This is a genomic window from Streptomyces sp. NPDC048566 (assembly GCF_043199735.1).
Classification (GTDB): Bacteria; Actinomycetota; Actinomycetes; order Streptomycetales; family Streptomycetaceae; genus Streptomyces.
Map to the genome: position 1 here is coordinate 191,918 of NZ_JBICWL010000011.1, position 18,025 is coordinate 209,942.

An 18,025-nucleotide genomic window follows, 5' to 3' on the forward strand; every position below is an offset into this window, starting at 1 on the left:
GGCCGCGGCGGCCCGAAGCGTCCCGTACCTCCCGGGACGCCCACGGGCCCCGGGCGCATCCGACCGGCCGTCCCCGTCCCCGGCCCCGCTCCACGAGGTGAGATTCAGTGAACTCGCGCCAGCGCCGCGGCGTCATCCTGCTGGTCCTCTCGGTGCTGTGCGCCCTCGGCGCCTTCGCCGGAGTCCTCTCGGTGATCCGCGACGTGAACTCCAAGGTCGGCCCGGAGGTCACGGCGTACCGCCTGAAGGACGACATCGCGCCCTACAAGGAACTGACGGCCGACCAGTTCGAGAAGATCTCGATGCCCGAGCGCTGGCTCTCCTCCACCGCCGTCACCGACCTCGCCCGGATCCGCGGCAAGATCGCCGTCACCCGGCTGGAGAAGGGCTCGCTGCTCCAGACCGACATGATCGTGGACCGGCCCCGGCTCGCCGCCGGGCAGCAGGAGATCGCCATCATGATCGACGCGGCGACCGGCGTCGCGGGCAAGATCAACCCCGGGTCGCGGGTCAACATCTACGCCACCTTCAAGGCCGAGAACGACAAGGGCGCCGACCAGTCCAAGGTGATCGTGCAGAACGCCCGCGTCATCGACGTCGGCCGACTCACCGCCCTCGACCCCGGCCAGTCCAGCTCCGACCGGCGCACCAGCGCCACCCAGGCCGTCCCCATCACCTTCGCCCTCGGCACCGCCGACGCCCAGCGCGTCGCCTACGCGGAGTCGTTCGCCGAACACGTCCGCCTCGCGCTGGTCGCGGGCGGCTCCGACGCGTCCGTCGCGCCCGGCGACCGCACGTACACCCTCGACGAGGACAAGTAGGAGGCCGCGCATGACGTCCATGCCCACGGGGCGCCGCCGAAGCCCCCGCCCGCGGCCCGGCCGGACGGCACCCGGTCCGTGGCCCGCCCCGCCGCGGCAGGGCTCCGCACGGCCCGCCCGGCCCGGCACGCCCCGCGGCGAGACGGAGGGCCGATGACCGTCCGCATCCTGTCCGCCGTCGGCGACATCGACTCGGCCCGCGCGCTCACCACCCTGCTGAGCCAGCTCGCCGACGCCGAGCCCGCCCCTCCGGTCCCGGACTCGACGGCCCTCCTGGACACCCTCGCCCGCCTCGCCGCCGACTCCCTGGACGAACTGCCCGAAGTGGTCCTCATCCACGAACGCATCGGCCCCGTACCGGCGCTGGACCTGATCCGCGACCTCGTGATGCGCTTCCCCGCCGTCGGCGTCGTCCTCATCACCGCCGACACCAGCACCGGCGTGCTGACCGCGGCCATGGACTCCGGCGCCCGCGGCATCATCGGCCTGCCCCTCGGCTACGACGCCCTCGCCGAACGCGTCCAGGCCGCGGCCTCCTGGTCCGCCGGCATGCGCCGCCACCTGCACAGCGGCGCCCCCGCGCCGTACGCGGGCCCCGGCGGCACCGTCGTCACCGTGACCGGCGCGAAGGGCGGGGTCGGCGCCAGCGTCACCGCCGTCCACCTCGCCCTCGCCGCCCAGGCGTCCGGCCGCAAGGTCGCCCTGCTCGACCTCGACCTCCAGTCCGGCGACGTGGCGTCCTACCTCGACGTGCAGTTCCGCCGCTCGGTGGCCGACCTCGCCGCCATCACCGACATCAACCCGCGCGTCCTCCAGGACGCCGTCTACGTCCACGACAGCGGCGTCGGCCTGCTGCTGGCCCCCGCCGAGGGCGAACGCGGCGAGGAGGTCACCGACCGGGTGACCCGCCAGGTGCTCGCGGCGCTCCGCTCCCGGCACGACGTGGTCGTCGTCGACTGCGGCTCCCAGATGAACGCGGCCACCGCCGCGGCCGTCGAACTCGCCGACCAGGCGCTGCTCCTGGTGACCCCCGACGTCGTGGCCGTCCGCGCCGCCAAGCGCATGGTGCGCATGTGGGACCGCCTCCAGATCCGCAAGGCCGAGGAGACCACCACGGTCGTCAACCGGTACGCCCGCGGCACCGAGATCCAGCCGTCCCTCGTCGAACGCGTCACCGGCACCAGGATCGCCCGCGCCACCGTCCCCGCCGCCTTCAAGGAACTCCAGGCGGTCGTCGACGCCGGCCGGCTCCAGGACCTGGACGCCCGCTCCACCGTCAAGCAGGCCCTGTGGACGCTGGCCGGCGAACTGGGACTCGTGGAGCCGCAGGAGGGCGGGGGCGGCGGCCGGCGGCGCAAGGCCCCGGTCGCCGACCGGGGCGCACCGGGCCTGCGCCGGCGCGGCGCCGACCGGGGAGCGGTCACCCTCGAATTCGCCGGGATGTTCCCGCTGCTGCTCGTCGTGATGACGATCCTGTGGCAGTGCGTGCTGTACGGCTACTCGTACTCCCTCGCCGGCAACGCGGCCGACGAGGCGGCCCGCGCCGCGACCGCCGCGTACGCCGTGCGCGGCGACGTCGGCGGCGCCTGCGCGGCGGCGGGCACCCGACACCTCCCCGGCTCGTGGAAGGACGCGGGCATCGCCTGCGCCCCCGCGGGCGCGGTGATGAGGGCCACCGTCGACGTCGACGTACCGCTGTTCTTCCCCGGCTTCGACGCCGGCTTCCACGTGAAGGGCACGGCGGGTGCGGCACTGGAGGGGGACGACGGATGAGCACGATCCCCCGCGTACGGCCACGACGCGCCACCCGCCGCGGACGGGGCACCGCCCCCGGCGCGGCACACCGGTCCCGGCTCGACGACCGGGGCGTGTCCATCCTCGAATTCACCGGATTCCTGCCCATCCTGCTGCTCGTCGGGATGGCCGCGATCCAGCTCGGACTCATCGGATACGGGGCGAACCAGGCCGGTTCCGGCGCCCGCGCAGCCGCCCGGGTCGCCTCCCGGGGCGGCGACGGCGCCGCCGCCGGGCAGGCCGCCGTCAGCGGCTGGCTCGACCCGCGGGTCGCCCCCGCGCGCGGCGCCGACCTCACCACCGCCACGGTCACGGTCCACGTGCCCGGCGTCATCCCCCTCCTCGGCGGCTACGACCTGTCCCGCGAGGCCACCATGCCCACCGACGACTGACCGGGAGGAGCCGACACCATGAGCCTGCGTTCCCGCATGGCGAGCCCTGACGAGCAAGGACCCTCCCGGGAGGACGGGCACCTCGTCGCCGTCTACCGCGCCAAGCTCCTGGAGGAGATCGACCTCGCGGAGATGTCCGGCCTGGCCGCCGCCGAACGCCGGGCCCGCCTCGAACGCGTCCTCGGCCACATCATCAGCCGCGAGGGCCCGGTCCTCTCCTCCGCCGAACGGTCCCAGCTCATCCGCCGTGTCGTCGACGAAGCCCTCGGACTCGGCGTCCTGGAACCCCTCCTCGCCGACGCCTCGATCACCGAGATCATGGTCAACGGCCCGGACTCGATCTTCGTGGAGAGGTCCGGGCGCGTCGAGCAGCTGCCGCTGCGCTTCGCGTCCGTCGAACAGCTCATGCAGACGATCGAGCGCATCGTCTCGACCGTCAACCGCCGCGTCGACGAGTCCAACCCGATGGTGGACGCCCGCCTGCCCACCGGCGAACGCGTCAACGTCATCATCCCGCCGCTCGCCCTGACCGGCCCCACCCTCACCATCCGCCGCTTCCCGCGCGCCTACACGCTGCCCGAGCTGATCGGGCTCGGCTCCCTCGACGAACAGATGCTCATGCTGCTCGCCGCCTTCGTCCGCGCGCGCTTCAACGTCATCGTCAGCGGCGGCACCGGCAGCGGGAAGACCACCCTCCTCAACGCCCTGTCCGGGCTGATCCCGCCGCACGAGCGCATCATCACCATCGAGGACTCCGCCGAACTCCAGCTCCAGCAGGAGCACGTCATCCGGCTCGAATCACGGCCCCCGAACGTGGAGGGCAAGGGCCAGATCACCATCCGCGACCTGGTCCGCAACTCGCTGCGCATGCGCCCCGACCGCATCATCGTCGGCGAGGTCCGCGGCGGCGAGACGCTCGACATGCTCCAGGCCATGTCGACCGGCCACGACGGCTCGCTCGCCACCGTCCACGCGAACTCGGCCGAGGACGCCCTCATGCGCCTCCAGACCCTCGGCTCCATGTCCGAGGTGCAGATCCCCTTCGAGGCGCTCAAGGACCAGATCAACTCCGCCGTCGACGTCGTCGTCCAGCTCTCCCGGCACGCCGACGGCTCCCGCAAGATCACCGAGATCGCGCTGCTCGTGTCGCACGGCCGCGAACAGTTCCGCGTCGCCCCCGTCACCCGCTTCGTGCCCCGCCCGGTCGGCCCGGACCGGGTCGTCCGTGGCCACTTCGAGCACCTGCCGCTGCCGCGCCAGGTCGCCGAGAAGCTGTACGTCGCCAACGAACCGCTGCCGCCCGCCTTCGGCGTCGCCGAGGCCATCGACCCCCTCACCACCCGGCAGGCCATCGGATGACCCCGCCCACCCCCGAAGGGAGGCCGCGATGAACGACCCGGCCCTGCTCGCCCTCGGCGGGACCGTCCTCGGCGGCGTGCTCGCCGTCGCCGGCGTGCACGCCTACGCCTCCGGACGCGCCCAGCGCCAGGCCCTCGTCGACCGGCTCTCCGGCACCGGGCCGGCGCACACCGCCCCCGGCCGGGCACGCCGCTTCGCCGCCGTCGACCGCCGGCTGCGCCGCACCCGGCTCGGCCGCACGATCCACCTGCGCCTGTCGGCCACCGGACTCGACCTCAGCGCGGGCGAGTTCTTCAGCTACGTCGCCGCCCTGGTCGTCGCCCTCTGGCTGATCGCCGCCGCCACCCTCGCGCCGTTCTTCGGCCCGATCGCCGCCGTCCTCGGCGTGTGGAGCGCGGCCGTCTTCCTCAACTGGCAGCGGCAGAAACGCATCGAGGCGTTCATCAACCAACTGCCCGACGTGGCCCGGCTGCTGGCCAACGCCACCGCGGCGGGCCTCGCCCTGCGCACCGCGCTCGCGATGGCAGCGGAGGAGCTCGAAGCCCCCGCCGGCGAGGAACTCGCCCACGTGGCGGACCAGCTGATGCTGGGCCGCACCATCGACGACGCCCTCGGCGAGCTGTCCGAACGGCTGCCGTCCCGCGAGCTGATCGTCCTCGTCACCACCCTCGTCCTCGCCAACAAGGCGGGCGGCTCCGTGGTCAATTCCCTGCGCAACCTGACCCAGACCCTGGAGGACCGCAAGGAGACCCGCCGCGAGGTCCGCACCATGCTCTCCGAGGTCAACGCCACCGCCTTCACCGTCCCGTTCCTCGGCATCGGCTCGCTGGTGCTGATCAACTCCTCGAACGAGGGCGCCCTCGCCCGCGTCACCGGCTCCCCGCTCGGCCAGGGCCTCGTCCTGCTGTCCCTCGGCCTCTACACCGTGGGCTTCTTCGTCATCCGCCGGCTCGGCAAGATCGAAGTGTGAAGGGAGGGACCACCATGCTGCCGCTGCTGCTCGCCGTCCTGATGGGCGCGGCCGTCGCCGGCGTCCTCCTCGGCGTCCGGATGATCCGCGCCGGCGCCAAGCTCCCGACCGACCTCCAGCTCGCCCTGGAGGTCGGCGCCACCCGCGTGTCCACCGCGGAGTCGGCCGTCGACCGCCTCGGCATGCGCTTCGCGCCGACCGTGCTGCGCCTGATGGGCCCGCGCAGGGTGGACGCCAAGCGCCGCCGCATCGACATGGCCGGGAACCCCGGCGGCCTGACCCTCAACCGGTACGCGGCCCGCCGCGCGGTCTACGGGATCTTCGGCGTCGTCCTCGGGCTGGTCTTCCTGACCAACGGCCAACTCCTGTTCGCCGTCCTCACCCTGGCCTTCGGACTGGTCGCCGCGGACGCGCTCATCTGGCAGGCCGTCCGCGAGCGCAAGGACGTCATCGACCGGACCCTGCCCGACTTCCTCGACGTCCTCGCCGTCGTCGTCTCCGCGGGCCTCGGCTTCCGCCAGGCACTGGACCGCGTCGCCGAGAAGTACGAGGGCCCGTGGGCCGACGAACTGCGCATCACCCTGCGCCAGATGGACATGGGGGTGAGCCGCCGGCAGGCCTTCGACGAACTGCGCAGGCGCAACTCCTCCGAGCAGGTCGCCCAGTTCGTCTCCGCCCTCCAGCAGGGCGAGGAACTCGGCTCGCCGATCGCCGAGACCCTCATCCAGCTCGCCACCGACATGCGCCGCACCGACGCGCAGAACGCGCGCCGCCGGGCCGCCAAGACCATCCCCAAGGCGACCATGGTGACCCTCGTCTTCATGCTCCCGGCGACGATGATCCTCATCGCGACGGGCATGTTCCTCGGCTCGGGCACGAACTTCGGCTCGATCCTGGGGCGCTGATGGGCGGCATCCCGCACAGCCTCGGCGGACGCGCCGGCCCGGCGGCCCGGAAGCGGCCCGCCCCGCTCACCCCGCCCGGCCGCGAACGCGGCACCGGCTACCTCGCCGACGACGTCCCCGCTCCCGGCGGCGTCCGGCTCCAGCTGAACGCCCTCCAGGCGCTGTGCCGGCAGGCCTTCGGCGTCCGCCTCGCCGCCCTCGCCGTCGGCGCCCCCCTCGCCATGGCCAACGCCGCCGACGGCCCGCCGCGCTACGCCGTCCTCGCCGCCGCCGTCCTCGGCGTGATGGGCTCCTACGCGATGCTGCGGGACTGGGACCGCCTCGGCCCCCGCCTCCTCGCCCACCCGAGCCTGATGGCCCTCGACCTCGGCTTCGGCGCCGTCCTGCTCCTCACCGCCTCCCCGGCCTCCCCGCTGGCCTACGCCACCGTCTGCACCCCGCTGCTGTCCGGCCTGCTCTACGGCTGGCGCGGCGCCGGCGTCTTCACCGGTCTCCAGTTCGTCGTGCTCCTCACGGTGTTCCGGGCCTGGGAGCACCGGCCCGGCGCCGGCGCCAACACCCTCCTCGTCGCGGGCTTCTGCGTCGGCGCCGGCATCATCGGCGTCACCCTGCGCAACCTCATGTTCCGCTTCGGCACCGCCAGCCAGGCCCTCTCGGAGGCCACCAGCAGACTCGCCGTCGCCGAGGCCGTCGAATCCGAACGCGCCCGCCTCGCACGCGAGATGCACGACTCCGTCGCCAAGACCCTGCACGGCCTCGCCCTCGCCGCGGACGCCCTCGCCGCCTCGGCGGACACCGCGGCCCCGGCGACCCTCCGCCGCCAGGCGACCACGGTGGCGGACGCCGCCCGCCGCGCCGCCGCAGAGTCCCGGGTCCTGCTGTCGGACCTGCGCCGGCACACCGACCTCGGCGCCACCGACGTCGACCTGCTCCCCGAACTCCGGTGCCTGGCAGCGGACTTCCAGGCGCGCACGGGTACCCCCGCACCGGTACGGCACCGGGGCGCGCCCCCCGTCCTACCCCGGCCGGCGGCCCGGCACGTCCTCGCGATCGCGTCCGAGGCCCTGGAGAACATCCACCGGCACGCCGGGGCGACCCGGGCCGCCGTCGAACTCACCGTCACGGAGACCGAGTTCTCGCTCCGGGTCCAGGACGACGGTGCCGGCCTCCCGGAGGCCGGCACCCCGGAACCGCTCGGCACCTGGACGAGTTCCGGCCATTTCGGCCTGCTCGGTCTCACCGAGCGGGCCGCCTGCCTCGGCGGACGGCTCGACCTGGGCCGGGCCCCGCAGGGCGGCGCCGAGGTCCGCCTCACCGTTCCCCTCCACGGAGCCGCCCCCGCCGTTCCCCCCTCCGACCAAGAGGAGGCCGCACATGCCTGACCAGGCACCTTCCGGCCCGCCCCTCCGCGTCCTGGTGGCCGACGACAACCCGGTCGTACGGGCCGGCCTGACCGCACTGCTGGAGGCGCACCCCGACATCGTGGTGGTCGGCGCGGCCCGTGACGGCGAGGAGGCCGTGGCCTGCGCCCTGCGCCACCGGCCCGACGTGGTCCTCCTCGACGTCCGGATGCCCGGCACCGACGGGCTCACCGCGCTGCCCGACCTCACCCGGCTCGCCCCGGTCATGATGGTCACCTACAGCCGCGAACCCGAGGTCGTGGCCCGGGCCCGGCGCGAGGGCTCCTGCGGATACCTCGTCCACGGCGAGTTCACCGCGGCCGAACTGATCGCCGCCGTCCGGGACGTCCGCGACGGCCGCCCGGCTGTCCCGGATTCGCTCGGAGCTTCCTACCAACCGCGGCCTTTCTCTTCGCACCTGCAATCCTCTGTGTCACATTCGTCGGAGGCTCGGCCCGCGTCACCGGCGCAGGCTCCCCGCCGCGCCCCCAACCGCCGTGGTTTCGGACTGAGTTCAAGGGAGGTGGAGGTCATGGACCTCATCGCCGCCGGCATGAGCAACCGCCAGATCGCCGCCACCTGCTTCATCACCGAGAAGACGGTGAAGAACCACATCAACCGCATCTTCGCGAAGCTGCACAGCACGTCCCGCAGCGAGGCGATCGCGCACTGGCTGGGCACGGCCCCCGAGGGGTGGGACCGATGACCCCCCGACGACGAAGTTGGGCCCCTGGGCCCACCCGGAGTAGGCGGCACATCACGTACGGTGCACGGGTCGCAAGTGGCGTCGGGTGGGAGGGCAGTGCTGATGGACAGGTTCGCCATGTGGACACGAACCGTGATCTCCCGCATGCGGGACACCGACCGGGACGCGGGAGCGGGCTTCGTGGAGTACGCGGGGCTGATGATCATCATCGCGGGGATCTTCACGTTGATCGACCAGATCGGGCTCGACGGACTGATCTCGGGCGCGATCAGGACGGCCGTCACCTCGGTGACGGGCGGCTGAGCCGCCCGCTTCGCGGCGACCGAGGGCAGACCCTCCCCCTCTACATCTGGCTGACGGGGATTCTGCTCTTCGCCGCGTTCGCCTTCTTCGCGTTCGCCCAGGCAGCGTCCGCCCGGAATGGAGCACAATCCGCGGCGGACGCTGCTGCGTTGGCTGCGGCACAGGAGGCCCGCGGTGAGCTGATCGAGGGTCTGACCGCCGCCATCGGCACGGACGACGCCTGGCTGAGCTGGCTGGACGGAGCTCAGCTCTCCGGGCGAGGAGCATCGGCCGCCGCCGGCCGGTTGGCCGCCGAGAACGACTCGACCCTCCAAGGCGGCGCCCAGCCCACTGTTGTCGACGGATACCCCGGCTATCACGTCGCGATCGAGACCCGCTACACGGTCGGACGCTCGATCATCCCGGGTACGGAGTCCCGGCATGCGAAGGCCGGGGCGACGGCGGTCATCGAACCGCGCTGCTCGTTCGCCGCCGACGCGGATCCCGCGAAGCTCGTGCAGTTGAACTGCGGTGGGCGTCTTGTGGACATCGATCCCGAAGATTTCGATTCGGACGACCTTCCCGACCCGTCCGTGCTGTTCTCTGTGCATCTGGCCGAGTGAGAGGAAGCGCTACCGATGGATCTCCGGCATACCCTGAAGGGCCACTGGACCGTGGCCGTGGTGGCGATCACGACTGGGCTGCTCCTCACGGTGTCCGGATGCGGCGGTGGAGACGGCGATGGCGACTCGAAGGCTTCCGCACCCCCTGTCTCGTCAACTCGGGGCGGAGGGGCCGGTGATCGGAAGGAGTCGCCGTCGGAGAGCCCCGATCAGGTACTGGCCGAGGTCAAGGGTGATGACGTGACGCTGACCATTGCCTCCGCCGTCCGCGACGACGGCGGATTCGTGACCGTCAGCGGCCGGGTCACCAACAACGGCGGCCAATTCTGGATCGCCTCCAACTGGCGCGGTGACGAAAGGGAGCTGAGCAGGAACGGCGCCTCCCTGGCCGGCGCCGCGCTGGTCGACAGCAAGGGCAAGAAGAAGTATCTGGTCCTGCGCGACACGCAAGGCCGCTGTCTGTGCACCAAGTTCGACGGTGGCGGCGTGGACGTGGGGAAGTCGGCGGACTGGTTCGCCCAGTTCCCCGCACCCCCCGCCGACACCGGCACCGTCGACTTCCAGGTGGGCTCCATGCCACCCGCCTCCATCGAGATCTCCGAGGGCTGAGCCATGGCCCTCGCCCCCCGTGCAGCCGCCACGACGTTCACGGCCCTGGCCGTGCTGGTGACCCTCGGCCTCCCGACCCCCGCCCACGCCGACGACGACCCCAGCGCCCCGCCCGGCAGTGTCACCACCTCGCCGCCCCCCGACGTCGACGCCAACAGTCCGGGGCTGAAGCTGGCCGACGGGGCCACGCTGGCCGCCGCCAAGGTGCTGGACATCAAGTCGGTCGTGGAGGACCTGGGCGGCGAGGAGCGGCGGGAGGACACCAACGCGGACGTGACGTTCGCGCTCCAGGCCGAGGTCCTCTTCCCGAAGGACAGCTCGAAACTGAACCCGGACGCCCAGTCCCGTATCCGGGCGATCGCGGACGAGATCACGGCGCAGAAGGCGACGACGGTCCGCGTCTTCGGCTTCACCGACAACCTCGGCTCGTACGCGCACGGTCTGACGCTGTCCAAGAACCGTGCGGAGCAGGTGCACGACCGGCTGGCCGCCGCGCTCGGTTCGACGGACGCGGACATCACCTTCGAGGTGCGGGGCTACAGCGAGGACTACCCGATCGCCGACAACACCTCCGAGCAGGGCCGCCGCAAGAACCGCCGGGTGGAGGTCTCGTTCCCGCGAGGCTCGTCCGGAGGCACGTCCTGACCGGCTCGTCCCCCGCGCCCCTCGCCCCGAAAACAAGTCGCCATCGGGCGTCACCCTTGCGAAGATCCGTCCCATGAGCACCCCGCGTACCTTCGAAGACCTGGTGGCCGAGGCCGAGGCCGCGTCCGTCGACGGCTGGGACTTCTCCTGGTTCGACGGGCGGGCCACCGAGGAGCGCCCCTCGTGGGGGTACGCGCGGGCGATGGGGGAGCGGCTGGCCCGGGCCCGGGCGGCGCTCGACATCCAGACCGGCGGCGGCGAGGTGCTGGACTCCGCCCCGAAGCTGCCTGCGCTCACGGCCGCCACGGAGGGCTGGCCGCCGAACGTGGCGAAGGCGAGCGCCCTGCTGCACCCGCGCGGCGCCGTGGTCGTCGCCGCGGCGGAGGACGCTCCGCTGCCCTTCGCGGACGGTGTCTTCGACCTGGTGACCAGCCGGCATCCGGTGGCGACGTACTGGGACGAGATCGCCCGCGTGCTGAGCCCGGGCGGAACCTACTTCTCCCAGCAGGTCGGGCCCGCCAGCGTGTTCGAACTCGTCGAGTACTTCACCGGTCCGCAGCCTGCCGCGGTCCGCGACGCCCGTGACCCGCAGGCAGCCCGCCGCGCGGCCGAGGCCGCCGGGCTCGACGTCGTCGACCTGCGCTCGGAGCGGCTGCGCATCGAGTTCCGTGACATCGGCGCCGTCGTCCACTTCCTCCGCAAGGTGATCTGGATGGTTCCCGGCTTCACGGTCGACGCCTACCGGCCCCGGCTCCGCGCGCTGCACGAGCGGATCGAGGCGGAGGGTCCGTTCGTCGCCCACAGCAGCCGCTTCCTGATCGAGGCGAGCAAGCCTCTCCCGGCCCCGGCGTCCCCCCTCTCCGGGCGGTCGTCCGGCTAGAGCGTGATGCGAGAGCGGTCCCGAGGGCGCTCCGAGGGCCGCCCGAGGGCGTTTCTTGCCCCTCTCCTTCGGATTGACCGAAAACATCCCAATGAAGGGCACTCTGTATGAGATGTCCGTCCGGATGTCGGACGGGGGTGCGGTGGGGCGCCGGGTCCGGCCAGGCGGATCTCCGTGCGGTGTCCACATCGTTATCGGCGGTGACTCGCCTCGGGCGTATGCCTGACGTAAGTTCAGACCAAGGTAGTTCGCGTGAGCAAAGCTGCGCGTGTGGCACCGCGCAGTGGAGGGGGCTGCGCGGTGCTGCCTCCGTCCCGTGACGCGGCGTCAGCCCTCCCGGACCGTGACCCGCACTCCGCGCCGCAGGCCCCAGCGGGCCATCGCGCCGGCCTCCGCCTCCAGGACCGCCCGGGCTCGCGGCCGTGGCAGCCCCACCCGCCCCGGGCGCATCGTCCGCACCGCGAGGACCCGCGACGCGCGGTCCAGGTAGGCCACGTCGATCGGGAACCGCATCCCCAGCGTGTGCACCGAGCGCGCGGGGGCCAGCAGGAGCGCGCCGTCGATCCCGTCCCGGCCGAGGAGTCCGCGGCGCCGGGCGCGTGACGTCACCGCCCGTTCCAGCGGGACCGGTTCGGATGTTCCCTCCGTGGAGAAGGTCGCCATGGCCGTGACGTTAGCGACCGCGTCAAGCGGTGTCCGCCACGCTCGTCACCCGCCCGGGGTACGCCACCCCGGCCTCGGGTGACTCCCCTCAATCCGCTCCGAACCCATGGGATCTTCATGAATCCTTCGCGATCCCCTTGGAATCGGCCGTGATTCGGCCATGATCACACCCGGAATCGATGGTTCCGCGCTCATCGGGGCGTCGTCGGGCAACTCCGGAGAGTAGTTGTGGCACGCGGATGCACGCAGCATCACTTACGAAGGGTTATGGTGGAAACCCCCCCTCGGGCCGGTCCGTCTCCCCCCCCACGGACCGGCCCGTTTTTTGTGCTCGTGACGGCCCGTGCGGCGGGCGCCCCCGTGCGCCCCCGCTCGGGCCGTCCCCGCGGTGCGGGCGATTGGGTGACACAGCGCCGCCCGCTCCGGGTCCGTCGCCCGGCCCGCTCGGGTGCGGACCTCTCGCCGTCGAGGAAGGGGCCTCGCTTCCGTGTCCGGACCGTCCGCGCAGCGCCCCGCGGGCGCCGCCCGAGGCCCGCCCGGAGCCCCCTCGGGTCTCCCGCACCCTTTGGGGGCCACGGGGTTTCGCGGGGGTAGGCTTCGCCCCGGGGGACCGCCAATAGGACAGGGACTGTGCCCGGGCGCGCCTGTCCCATCCGCACGGAGGGGCTGACAACACGTGACCTTGCGCGACAACCTGCGCCGTCTGCTGGTCAGGTTCTATGCACGCAGGGTGGAAGGCCACCTCGACCACGACCAGGTGCCCAAGCACATCGGGGTCATCATGGACGGCAACCGCCGCTGGGCGAAGGCGGCGGGCTCCACCACCGCCCAGGGCCACCGCGCCGGAGCCGACAAGATCGAGGAATTCCTCGGCTGGTGCTCCGAGACGGACGTCGAGGTCGTCACCCTGTGGCTGCTGTCCACCGACAACTTCGACCGCCCGCAGGAGGAGCTCGGCCCGCTGCTCGGCATCATCGAGGGCGTCGTCCGCACCCTGGCGGCCGACGGGCGCTGGCGGGTCCACCACGTCGGCACGCCGGACATCCTGCCCGCGCCGATGCAGGCGGTCCTCAAGGAGGCGGAGGAGAGCACCGCGCACGTCGACGGCATACTCGTCAACGTCGCCATCGGTTACGGCGGGCGGCAGGAGATCGCGGACGCCGTCCGCTCGATGATTCTGGACGCCGCCGACAAGGGCACCTCCATGGAGGACCTCGCCGAGGCCGTCGACGTCGACCTGATCGGCAAGCACCTCTACACCGGGGCCCAGCCCGACCCGGATCTGGTGATCCGGACCAGCGGGGAGCAGCGGCTGTCCGGATTCATGCTCTGGCAGACGGCCCACTCCGAGTACTACTTCTGTGAGGTCTTCTGGCCGGCCTTCCGCAAGGTCGACTTCCTGCGGGCACTGCGCGACTACGCCGCGCGACACCGCCGCTACGGCGGCTGACCAGGAGGGTCTCCCGAGGAGGTCCGGGGGCCCGAGGGACGTACGTCATCAGGAGTTAACGCGCGCGCCGTGCGCTCCCCTTGCATGGCTTGGCGCGTTCGAGGGCATAACGCATGCAGGTCGACGCCCGAACCACGGGTGTCGTATCTCAGCGGACGGCACGGGGCCGTCCGCCCGGGAGGCCCTTTGCACCAGCCCGACCGTGCGGTCCGTACGGACGAAGCGGAGGGTCGGTTCTCGGCCCGTGCATCGGTGCCCGAGACCGGCCCAGATCTCCTTCGTCGCTCCCCGACCTCATCCGAGGGGGTACGTCCTTCCGTGGTGACCAGCACAAAGCGCCACAAGCCCGACCGGCGCACCTATGTTCTCGACACCAGCGTCCTGCTGGCCGATCCCCACGCCCTGAGCCGCTTCGACGAGCACGAAGTGGTGCTCCCGATCGTCGTGGTCACGGAGCTGGAGGCCAAGCGGCACCATCCCGAGCTCGGCTACTTCGCCCGGCAGGCGCTGCGCCTGCTCGACGAGTTCCGGGTCCGGCACGGCCGCCTCGACTCCCCGATCCCGGTCGGGGACCTCGGCGGGACCGTTCGCGTCGAGCTCAACCACTCGGACCCCAGCGTCCTGCCCAGCGGGTACCGCCTGGGGGACAACGACTCCCGCATCCTCGCGGTCGCCCGCAATCTGCAGGCGGAGGGATGCGACGTCACCGTCGTCTCGAAGGACCTGCCGCTCAGGATCAAGGCGTCCTCCGTGGGCCTCCTCGCCGAGGAGTACCGCGCGGAGCTGGCCATCACCGGCTCCTCCGGCTGGACCGGCATGTCCGAACTGACCCTGCCGGGCGAGCAGGTGGACGTCCTCTTCGAGGAGGGCCACGCCTACGTCCCCGAAGCGGCCGACCTGCCCGTCCACACGGGGCTGACGATCCAGTCCGAGCGGGGCAAGGCCCTCGGGCGTGTCACCGCCGACGGCAACGTCCGGCTGGTGCGCGGTGACCGGGAGGCGTTCGGCATCAAGGGGCGCAGCGCGGAGCAGCGCATCGCGCTGGACCTGCTGCTCGACCCGGACGTCGGCATCGTGTCGATGGGCGGCCGGGCCGGCACCGGCAAGTCCGCGCTCGCGCTCTGCGCGGGCCTGGAGGCCGTCCTCGAACGCCGCCAGCACCAGAAGGTGATGGTCTTCCGGCCGCTGTACGCGGTGGGCGGCCAGGAACTGGGCTATCTGCCCGGGTCCGAGTCCGAGAAGATGAGCCCCTGGGCGCAGGCGGTCTTCGACACGCTGTCCGCGGTCACCAGCCGCGAGGTCATCGAGGAGGTCACGGCGCGCGGCATGCTGGAGGTCCTGCCGCTCACCCACATCCGCGGGCGGTCCCTGCACGACGCGTTCGTGATCGTCGACGAGGCCCAGTCGCTGGAGCGGAACGTCCTGCTGACGGTGCTGTCCCGGATCGGCGCCAACTCCCGGGTCGTCCTGACCCACGATGTGGCGCAACGGGACAATCTGCGCGTCGGGCGGTACGACGGAGTGGTGGCGGTCGTCGAGAAACTGAAGGGTCATCCGCTGTTCGCGCACGTCACCCTGAATCGTTCCGAGAGGTCCCAGATTGCGGCACTCGTGACCGAAATGCTGGAGGACGGGCAGATCTGATCCCTGCCGTGCCGCCCGGCCAAAGGGTGGTGCATACATGCTGGTTGGCGCCGTCCGGCAAAGGCGAAAGAGCCTAGCCGGGCGGCGTCGCGCTGCGCGCCCTTTTCCTGAAAACAGGCGTGGCAAACGAGGTGTGAGCTTTCACACGCAACGCAGAATTGCCGAGCGGCGTCCGGTTACGGCTAGAGTCTCACTCCTGTCAGGCCCCGCATACGACACACCTGTACCCCCAGCGGTACGGCACCACCGGAACCTCAGAACTCCATAGAGCAGTCGTATGCCGCCCGCGCACCACGCGGCGCTCCCCGAGCGGGAGTTGCCCACCGGGCCCGTGCCTCCCGTGACCCCGCAGTTGGGAGGCCAGCGCCAAGGGGCACGATTGCGTCCGCGAGGGTCACCTAAGCGGGCGATGCTGGAAGGAAACCGTGTGAGCCGGATTTCGGTCCGGGGATTCGCAGTGGCTTCGGCCACCGCGGTCACCGCCGTCGGAAGCGTCGTCGGAGTTGCCTCGGGCAGCACCGCTCAGCCCTCGATCGACGCCGAGGCGACGGCCAGCGACTCGACCCTCCTCGCGGACATCCCCACGGGTCAGCAGGCCCAGGTGCAGACCGCGTCCCTGACGCAGCAGGCCGACGCACAGGCCATCGCCGCGGACGCGAGCGCCAAGAAGGACGCGGAGGAAGCCGCCCGCAAGCAGGCGGCCGACGACGCCGTGGCCAAGCAGAAGGCCGCGGAGAAGGCCGAGAAGGAGGCGAAGGAGCGCAAGGAGGCCGAGGAGGCCGCCAGCCGTTCCGCCAAGCGCGAGGCCACCACCTTCAGCGTCCAGTCCTCGTACACCGTCGCGCAGATCCAGGCGATGGCGCGCCAGATGGTGCCGAGCGGTCAGTTCCAGTGCTTCAGCAACATCGTGAACCACGAGTCGAGCTGGAACTACAAGGCCGTCAACGCCTCCTCCGGTGCCTACGGTCTCTTCCAGGCCCTGCCCGGTTCCAAGATGTCGTCCGTCGGTTCCGACTGGCAGACGAACCCGGCCACGCAGATCAAGTGGGGCCTCAACTACATGAACAGCCGGTACGGCAGCCCGTGTGACGCGTGGTCGTTCTGGCAGGCCAACAGCTGGTACTGAGCAGCACGCCGCCCGTCGGCCGCTCAACCTTCCGAAGCCCCTCCCCGTCCTAGGGGGAGGGGCTTCGGCCCTGTACGGTCGGATCCGACGACTCCCGGGGGGAGTGGTGGGGAGCAACGGGGGAAAAGGACGCAGCATGTCGCGAGTACCAGGGTGGCTCGGCAAGCTCGGCGCAGGACTCACCGAGCTCTCAGAGCGGTTGGACGAACGCCGGGCCGAGGTGGAGAAGGGGTCGCGGGGCTCCCTCGACGAGGCGGACACGCCCGTCGGACGGGACCCCGTCGCGGAGCCGGCCGACGCCCGCCCCGCATCGGCCGCACCGTCCGGGACACCGCCCGGGCCCGACGCCTCCGAGCCGGCCGCGCCGGACGCCGACCTAGCCGCGCCGGACGCCGAACCGGCCGCGCTCCCGGCCCGGCGCCCCACGCAGCGGGTCGCCGCGTACGTGCCGACGCCGCGCCCCGACCCCGCCCTCGCGGTGCCGTGGGGTGTCCGCGTCGCCGCCGAGGCCGGCTGGCGGCTGCTCATCCTCGCGGGCACCGTCTGGGTGCTGATGCGGGTGATCAGCGCCGTGCAACTGGTGGTGCTGGCCTTCGTGGCCGCCCTGCTCATCACCGCGCTGCTCCAGCCCACCGTCGCCCGGCTCACCCGGCACAAGGTGCCGCGCGGTGTGGCCACCGCGCTCACCGCGATCCTCGGCTTCGTCATCATGGGCCTGATCGGCTGGTTCGTGGTCTGGCAGGTGCAGGAGAACATCGACAACCTGTCCGGGCAGATCCAGGACGGCATCGACGAGCTGCGCAAGTGGCTCCTCAAGGGCCCGTTCCACGTGACGGACAAGCAGATCAACGAGATAGCGAAGAACCTGCGCGAGGCGGTCGGCGCCAACACCGACCAGATCACCTCGGCGGGCCTCCAGGGCGTGACGGTGATCGTCGAGGCCCTGACCGGCATCCTCCTCACGATGTTCTCGACGCTGTTCCTGCTCTACGACGGCAAGCGGATCTGGCAGTGGTCGCTCAAGCTGGTCCCCGCCGCCGCCCGCCCCGGTGTCGCCGGCGCCGGCCCGCGCGCCTGGCGCACCCTCACCGCCTACGTCCGCGGCACGGTGATAGTAGCCATGATCGACGCCATCTTCATCGGCCTGGGCATCTACTTCCTCGACGTGCCCATGGCCGTCCCGCTCGCCGTCTTCATCTTCCTGGGGGCGTTCATCCCGCTCGTCGGCGCGGTCGTCTCCGGCGCCCTCGCGATCGTGGTCGCCCTCGTCACCCAGGGCGTGTTCACCGCCCTGATGACCCTCGCGGTGGTCCTCGCGGTCCAGCAGATCGAGGGCCATGTGCTGCAGCCGTTCATCCTCGGCCGCGCGGTGCGGGTGCATCCCCTCGCGGTGGTCCTGGCCGTCGCCGCCGGCGGCCTGATCGCGGGCATCGGCGGCGCGGTCGTCGCGGTCCCGCTCGTCGCGGTCACCAACACCGTCGTCACCTACCTGCGGTCGTACGCGAGCGAGGCGGACCTGCGCCACGCGCCGGACCCCCGGGGCGCCACGGCGATCGACGCGTCGGCGGCGCGCAGCCTCACCCGTTAGGAGCCCCCCGCCCGCCCCGCCCCGCCCGTCGGCGCGGCGGGGCAGGCAACGCACAGGGCCCCGCCCACCGGGACTTGGGTTCTAACGGTCCTCGCAACACCCGCGATCTGTGGGAGTTGCGAGGACCGTGGCCGTTGAACGCGATGATCTTGCGGGGGTGCGGGAGCG

18 protein-coding genes are annotated in these 18,025 nt (G+C 72.1%); 17 read left to right on the forward strand and 1 reads right to left on the reverse strand.

Going from position 1 to position 18,025, the window contains the following annotated elements; translation table 11 throughout:
• Positions 1-107: 107 nt before the first annotated feature.
• The 13 genes from cpaB to ACGFS9_RS19345 all read left to right on the forward strand — a co-directional run bounded on the left by cpaB (position 108) and on the right by ACGFS9_RS19345 (position 11,386).
• Positions 108-821, forward strand: coding sequence for a Flp pilus assembly protein CpaB (gene cpaB / locus ACGFS9_RS19285; RefSeq protein ID WP_393254629.1), 714 nt, complete (start codon positions 108-110; stop codon positions 819-821).
• Positions 822-974: 153 nt separating this feature from the next.
• Positions 975-2,594: a CpaE family protein gene (locus ACGFS9_RS19290; protein ID WP_393254631.1), complete on the forward strand. Its 1,620-nt coding sequence runs from the start codon at positions 975-977 to the stop codon at positions 2,592-2,594.
• Complete coding sequence (locus tag ACGFS9_RS19295) at positions 2,591-3,007, forward strand: TadE/TadG family type IV pilus assembly protein (protein ID WP_393254633.1); 417 nt, start codon at positions 2,591-2,593, stop codon at positions 3,005-3,007. Before ACGFS9_RS19290 ends, ACGFS9_RS19295 begins: the two co-directional genes overlap by 4 nt.
• Before the next feature lie 18 nt (positions 3,008-3,025).
• On the forward strand, positions 3,026-4,366 hold the full coding sequence (locus ACGFS9_RS19300) for a CpaF family protein (protein WP_393254634.1): 1,341 nt from the start codon (positions 3,026-3,028) through the stop codon (positions 4,364-4,366).
• 28 nt (positions 4,367-4,394) lie between these two features.
• On the forward strand, positions 4,395-5,336 hold the full coding sequence (locus ACGFS9_RS19305) for a type II secretion system F family protein (RefSeq protein ID WP_393254635.1): 942 nt from the start codon (positions 4,395-4,397) through the stop codon (positions 5,334-5,336).
• A 14-nt stretch (positions 5,337-5,350) separates the two neighbouring features.
• Positions 5,351-6,241, forward strand: coding sequence for a DUF5936 domain-containing protein (locus ACGFS9_RS19310; protein WP_393254669.1), 891 nt, complete (start codon positions 5,351-5,353; stop codon positions 6,239-6,241).
• Positions 6,241-7,623: a sensor histidine kinase gene (locus ACGFS9_RS19315; RefSeq protein WP_393254636.1), complete on the forward strand. Its 1,383-nt coding sequence runs from the start codon at positions 6,241-6,243 to the stop codon at positions 7,621-7,623. The genes ACGFS9_RS19310 and ACGFS9_RS19315 overlap by 1 nt, the downstream gene beginning before the upstream one ends.
• Positions 7,616-8,347, forward strand: coding sequence for a response regulator (locus tag ACGFS9_RS19320; protein WP_393254637.1), 732 nt, complete (start codon positions 7,616-7,618; stop codon positions 8,345-8,347). Before ACGFS9_RS19315 ends, ACGFS9_RS19320 begins: the two co-directional genes overlap by 8 nt.
• A gap of 102 nt (positions 8,348-8,449) precedes the next feature.
• Complete coding sequence (locus ACGFS9_RS19325) at positions 8,450-8,650, forward strand: hypothetical protein (protein WP_393254639.1); 201 nt, start codon at positions 8,450-8,452, stop codon at positions 8,648-8,650.
• Positions 8,647-9,252, forward strand: coding sequence for a pilus assembly protein TadG-related protein (locus ACGFS9_RS19330; RefSeq protein WP_393254671.1), 606 nt, complete (start codon positions 8,647-8,649; stop codon positions 9,250-9,252). The genes ACGFS9_RS19325 and ACGFS9_RS19330 overlap by 4 nt, the downstream gene beginning before the upstream one ends.
• Positions 9,253-9,267: 15 nt before the next feature.
• On the forward strand, positions 9,268-9,861 hold the full coding sequence (locus tag ACGFS9_RS19335; protein WP_393254640.1) for a hypothetical protein: 594 nt from the start codon (positions 9,268-9,270) through the stop codon (positions 9,859-9,861).
• Positions 9,862-9,864: 3 nt separating this feature from the next.
• Complete coding sequence (locus ACGFS9_RS19340) at positions 9,865-10,506, forward strand: OmpA family protein (protein WP_393254642.1); 642 nt, start codon at positions 9,865-9,867, stop codon at positions 10,504-10,506.
• A gap of 73 nt (positions 10,507-10,579) precedes the next feature.
• Entirely contained in the window at positions 10,580-11,386 is an 807-nt protein-coding gene (locus ACGFS9_RS19345) for a class I SAM-dependent methyltransferase (RefSeq protein WP_393254644.1), read from the forward strand.
• A gap of 327 nt (positions 11,387-11,713) precedes the next feature.
• Here the strand turns inward: ACGFS9_RS19345 and ACGFS9_RS19350 are convergent, their stop codons facing one another.
• Positions 11,714-12,049, reverse strand: a complete 336-nt coding sequence (locus ACGFS9_RS19350) for a DUF192 domain-containing protein (protein WP_393254646.1) — start codon at positions 12,047-12,049, stop codon at positions 11,714-11,716.
• 676 nt (positions 12,050-12,725) lie between these two features.
• On the opposite strand from ACGFS9_RS19350, the gene ACGFS9_RS19355 reads away from it, so the two are divergent.
• The 4 genes from ACGFS9_RS19355 (at position 12,726) to ACGFS9_RS19370 (ending at position 17,857) form a co-directional block, all read left to right on the forward strand.
• Entirely contained in the window at positions 12,726-13,499 is a 774-nt protein-coding gene (locus tag ACGFS9_RS19355) for an isoprenyl transferase (protein WP_393254648.1), read from the forward strand.
• 318 nt (positions 13,500-13,817) lie between these two features.
• A complete protein-coding gene (locus ACGFS9_RS19360; RefSeq protein ID WP_393254650.1) occupies positions 13,818-15,143 on the forward strand; it encodes a PhoH family protein in 1,326 nt (441 codons plus the stop codon).
• Positions 15,144-15,552: 409 nt separating this feature from the next.
• A complete protein-coding gene (locus tag ACGFS9_RS19365) occupies positions 15,553-16,269 on the forward strand; it encodes a transglycosylase SLT domain-containing protein (RefSeq protein WP_393254651.1) in 717 nt (238 codons plus the stop codon).
• 136 nt (positions 16,270-16,405) lie between these two features.
• Entirely contained in the window at positions 16,406-17,857 is a 1,452-nt protein-coding gene (locus tag ACGFS9_RS19370) for an AI-2E family transporter (protein WP_393254652.1), read from the forward strand.
• Positions 17,858-18,025 lie beyond the last annotated feature (168 nt).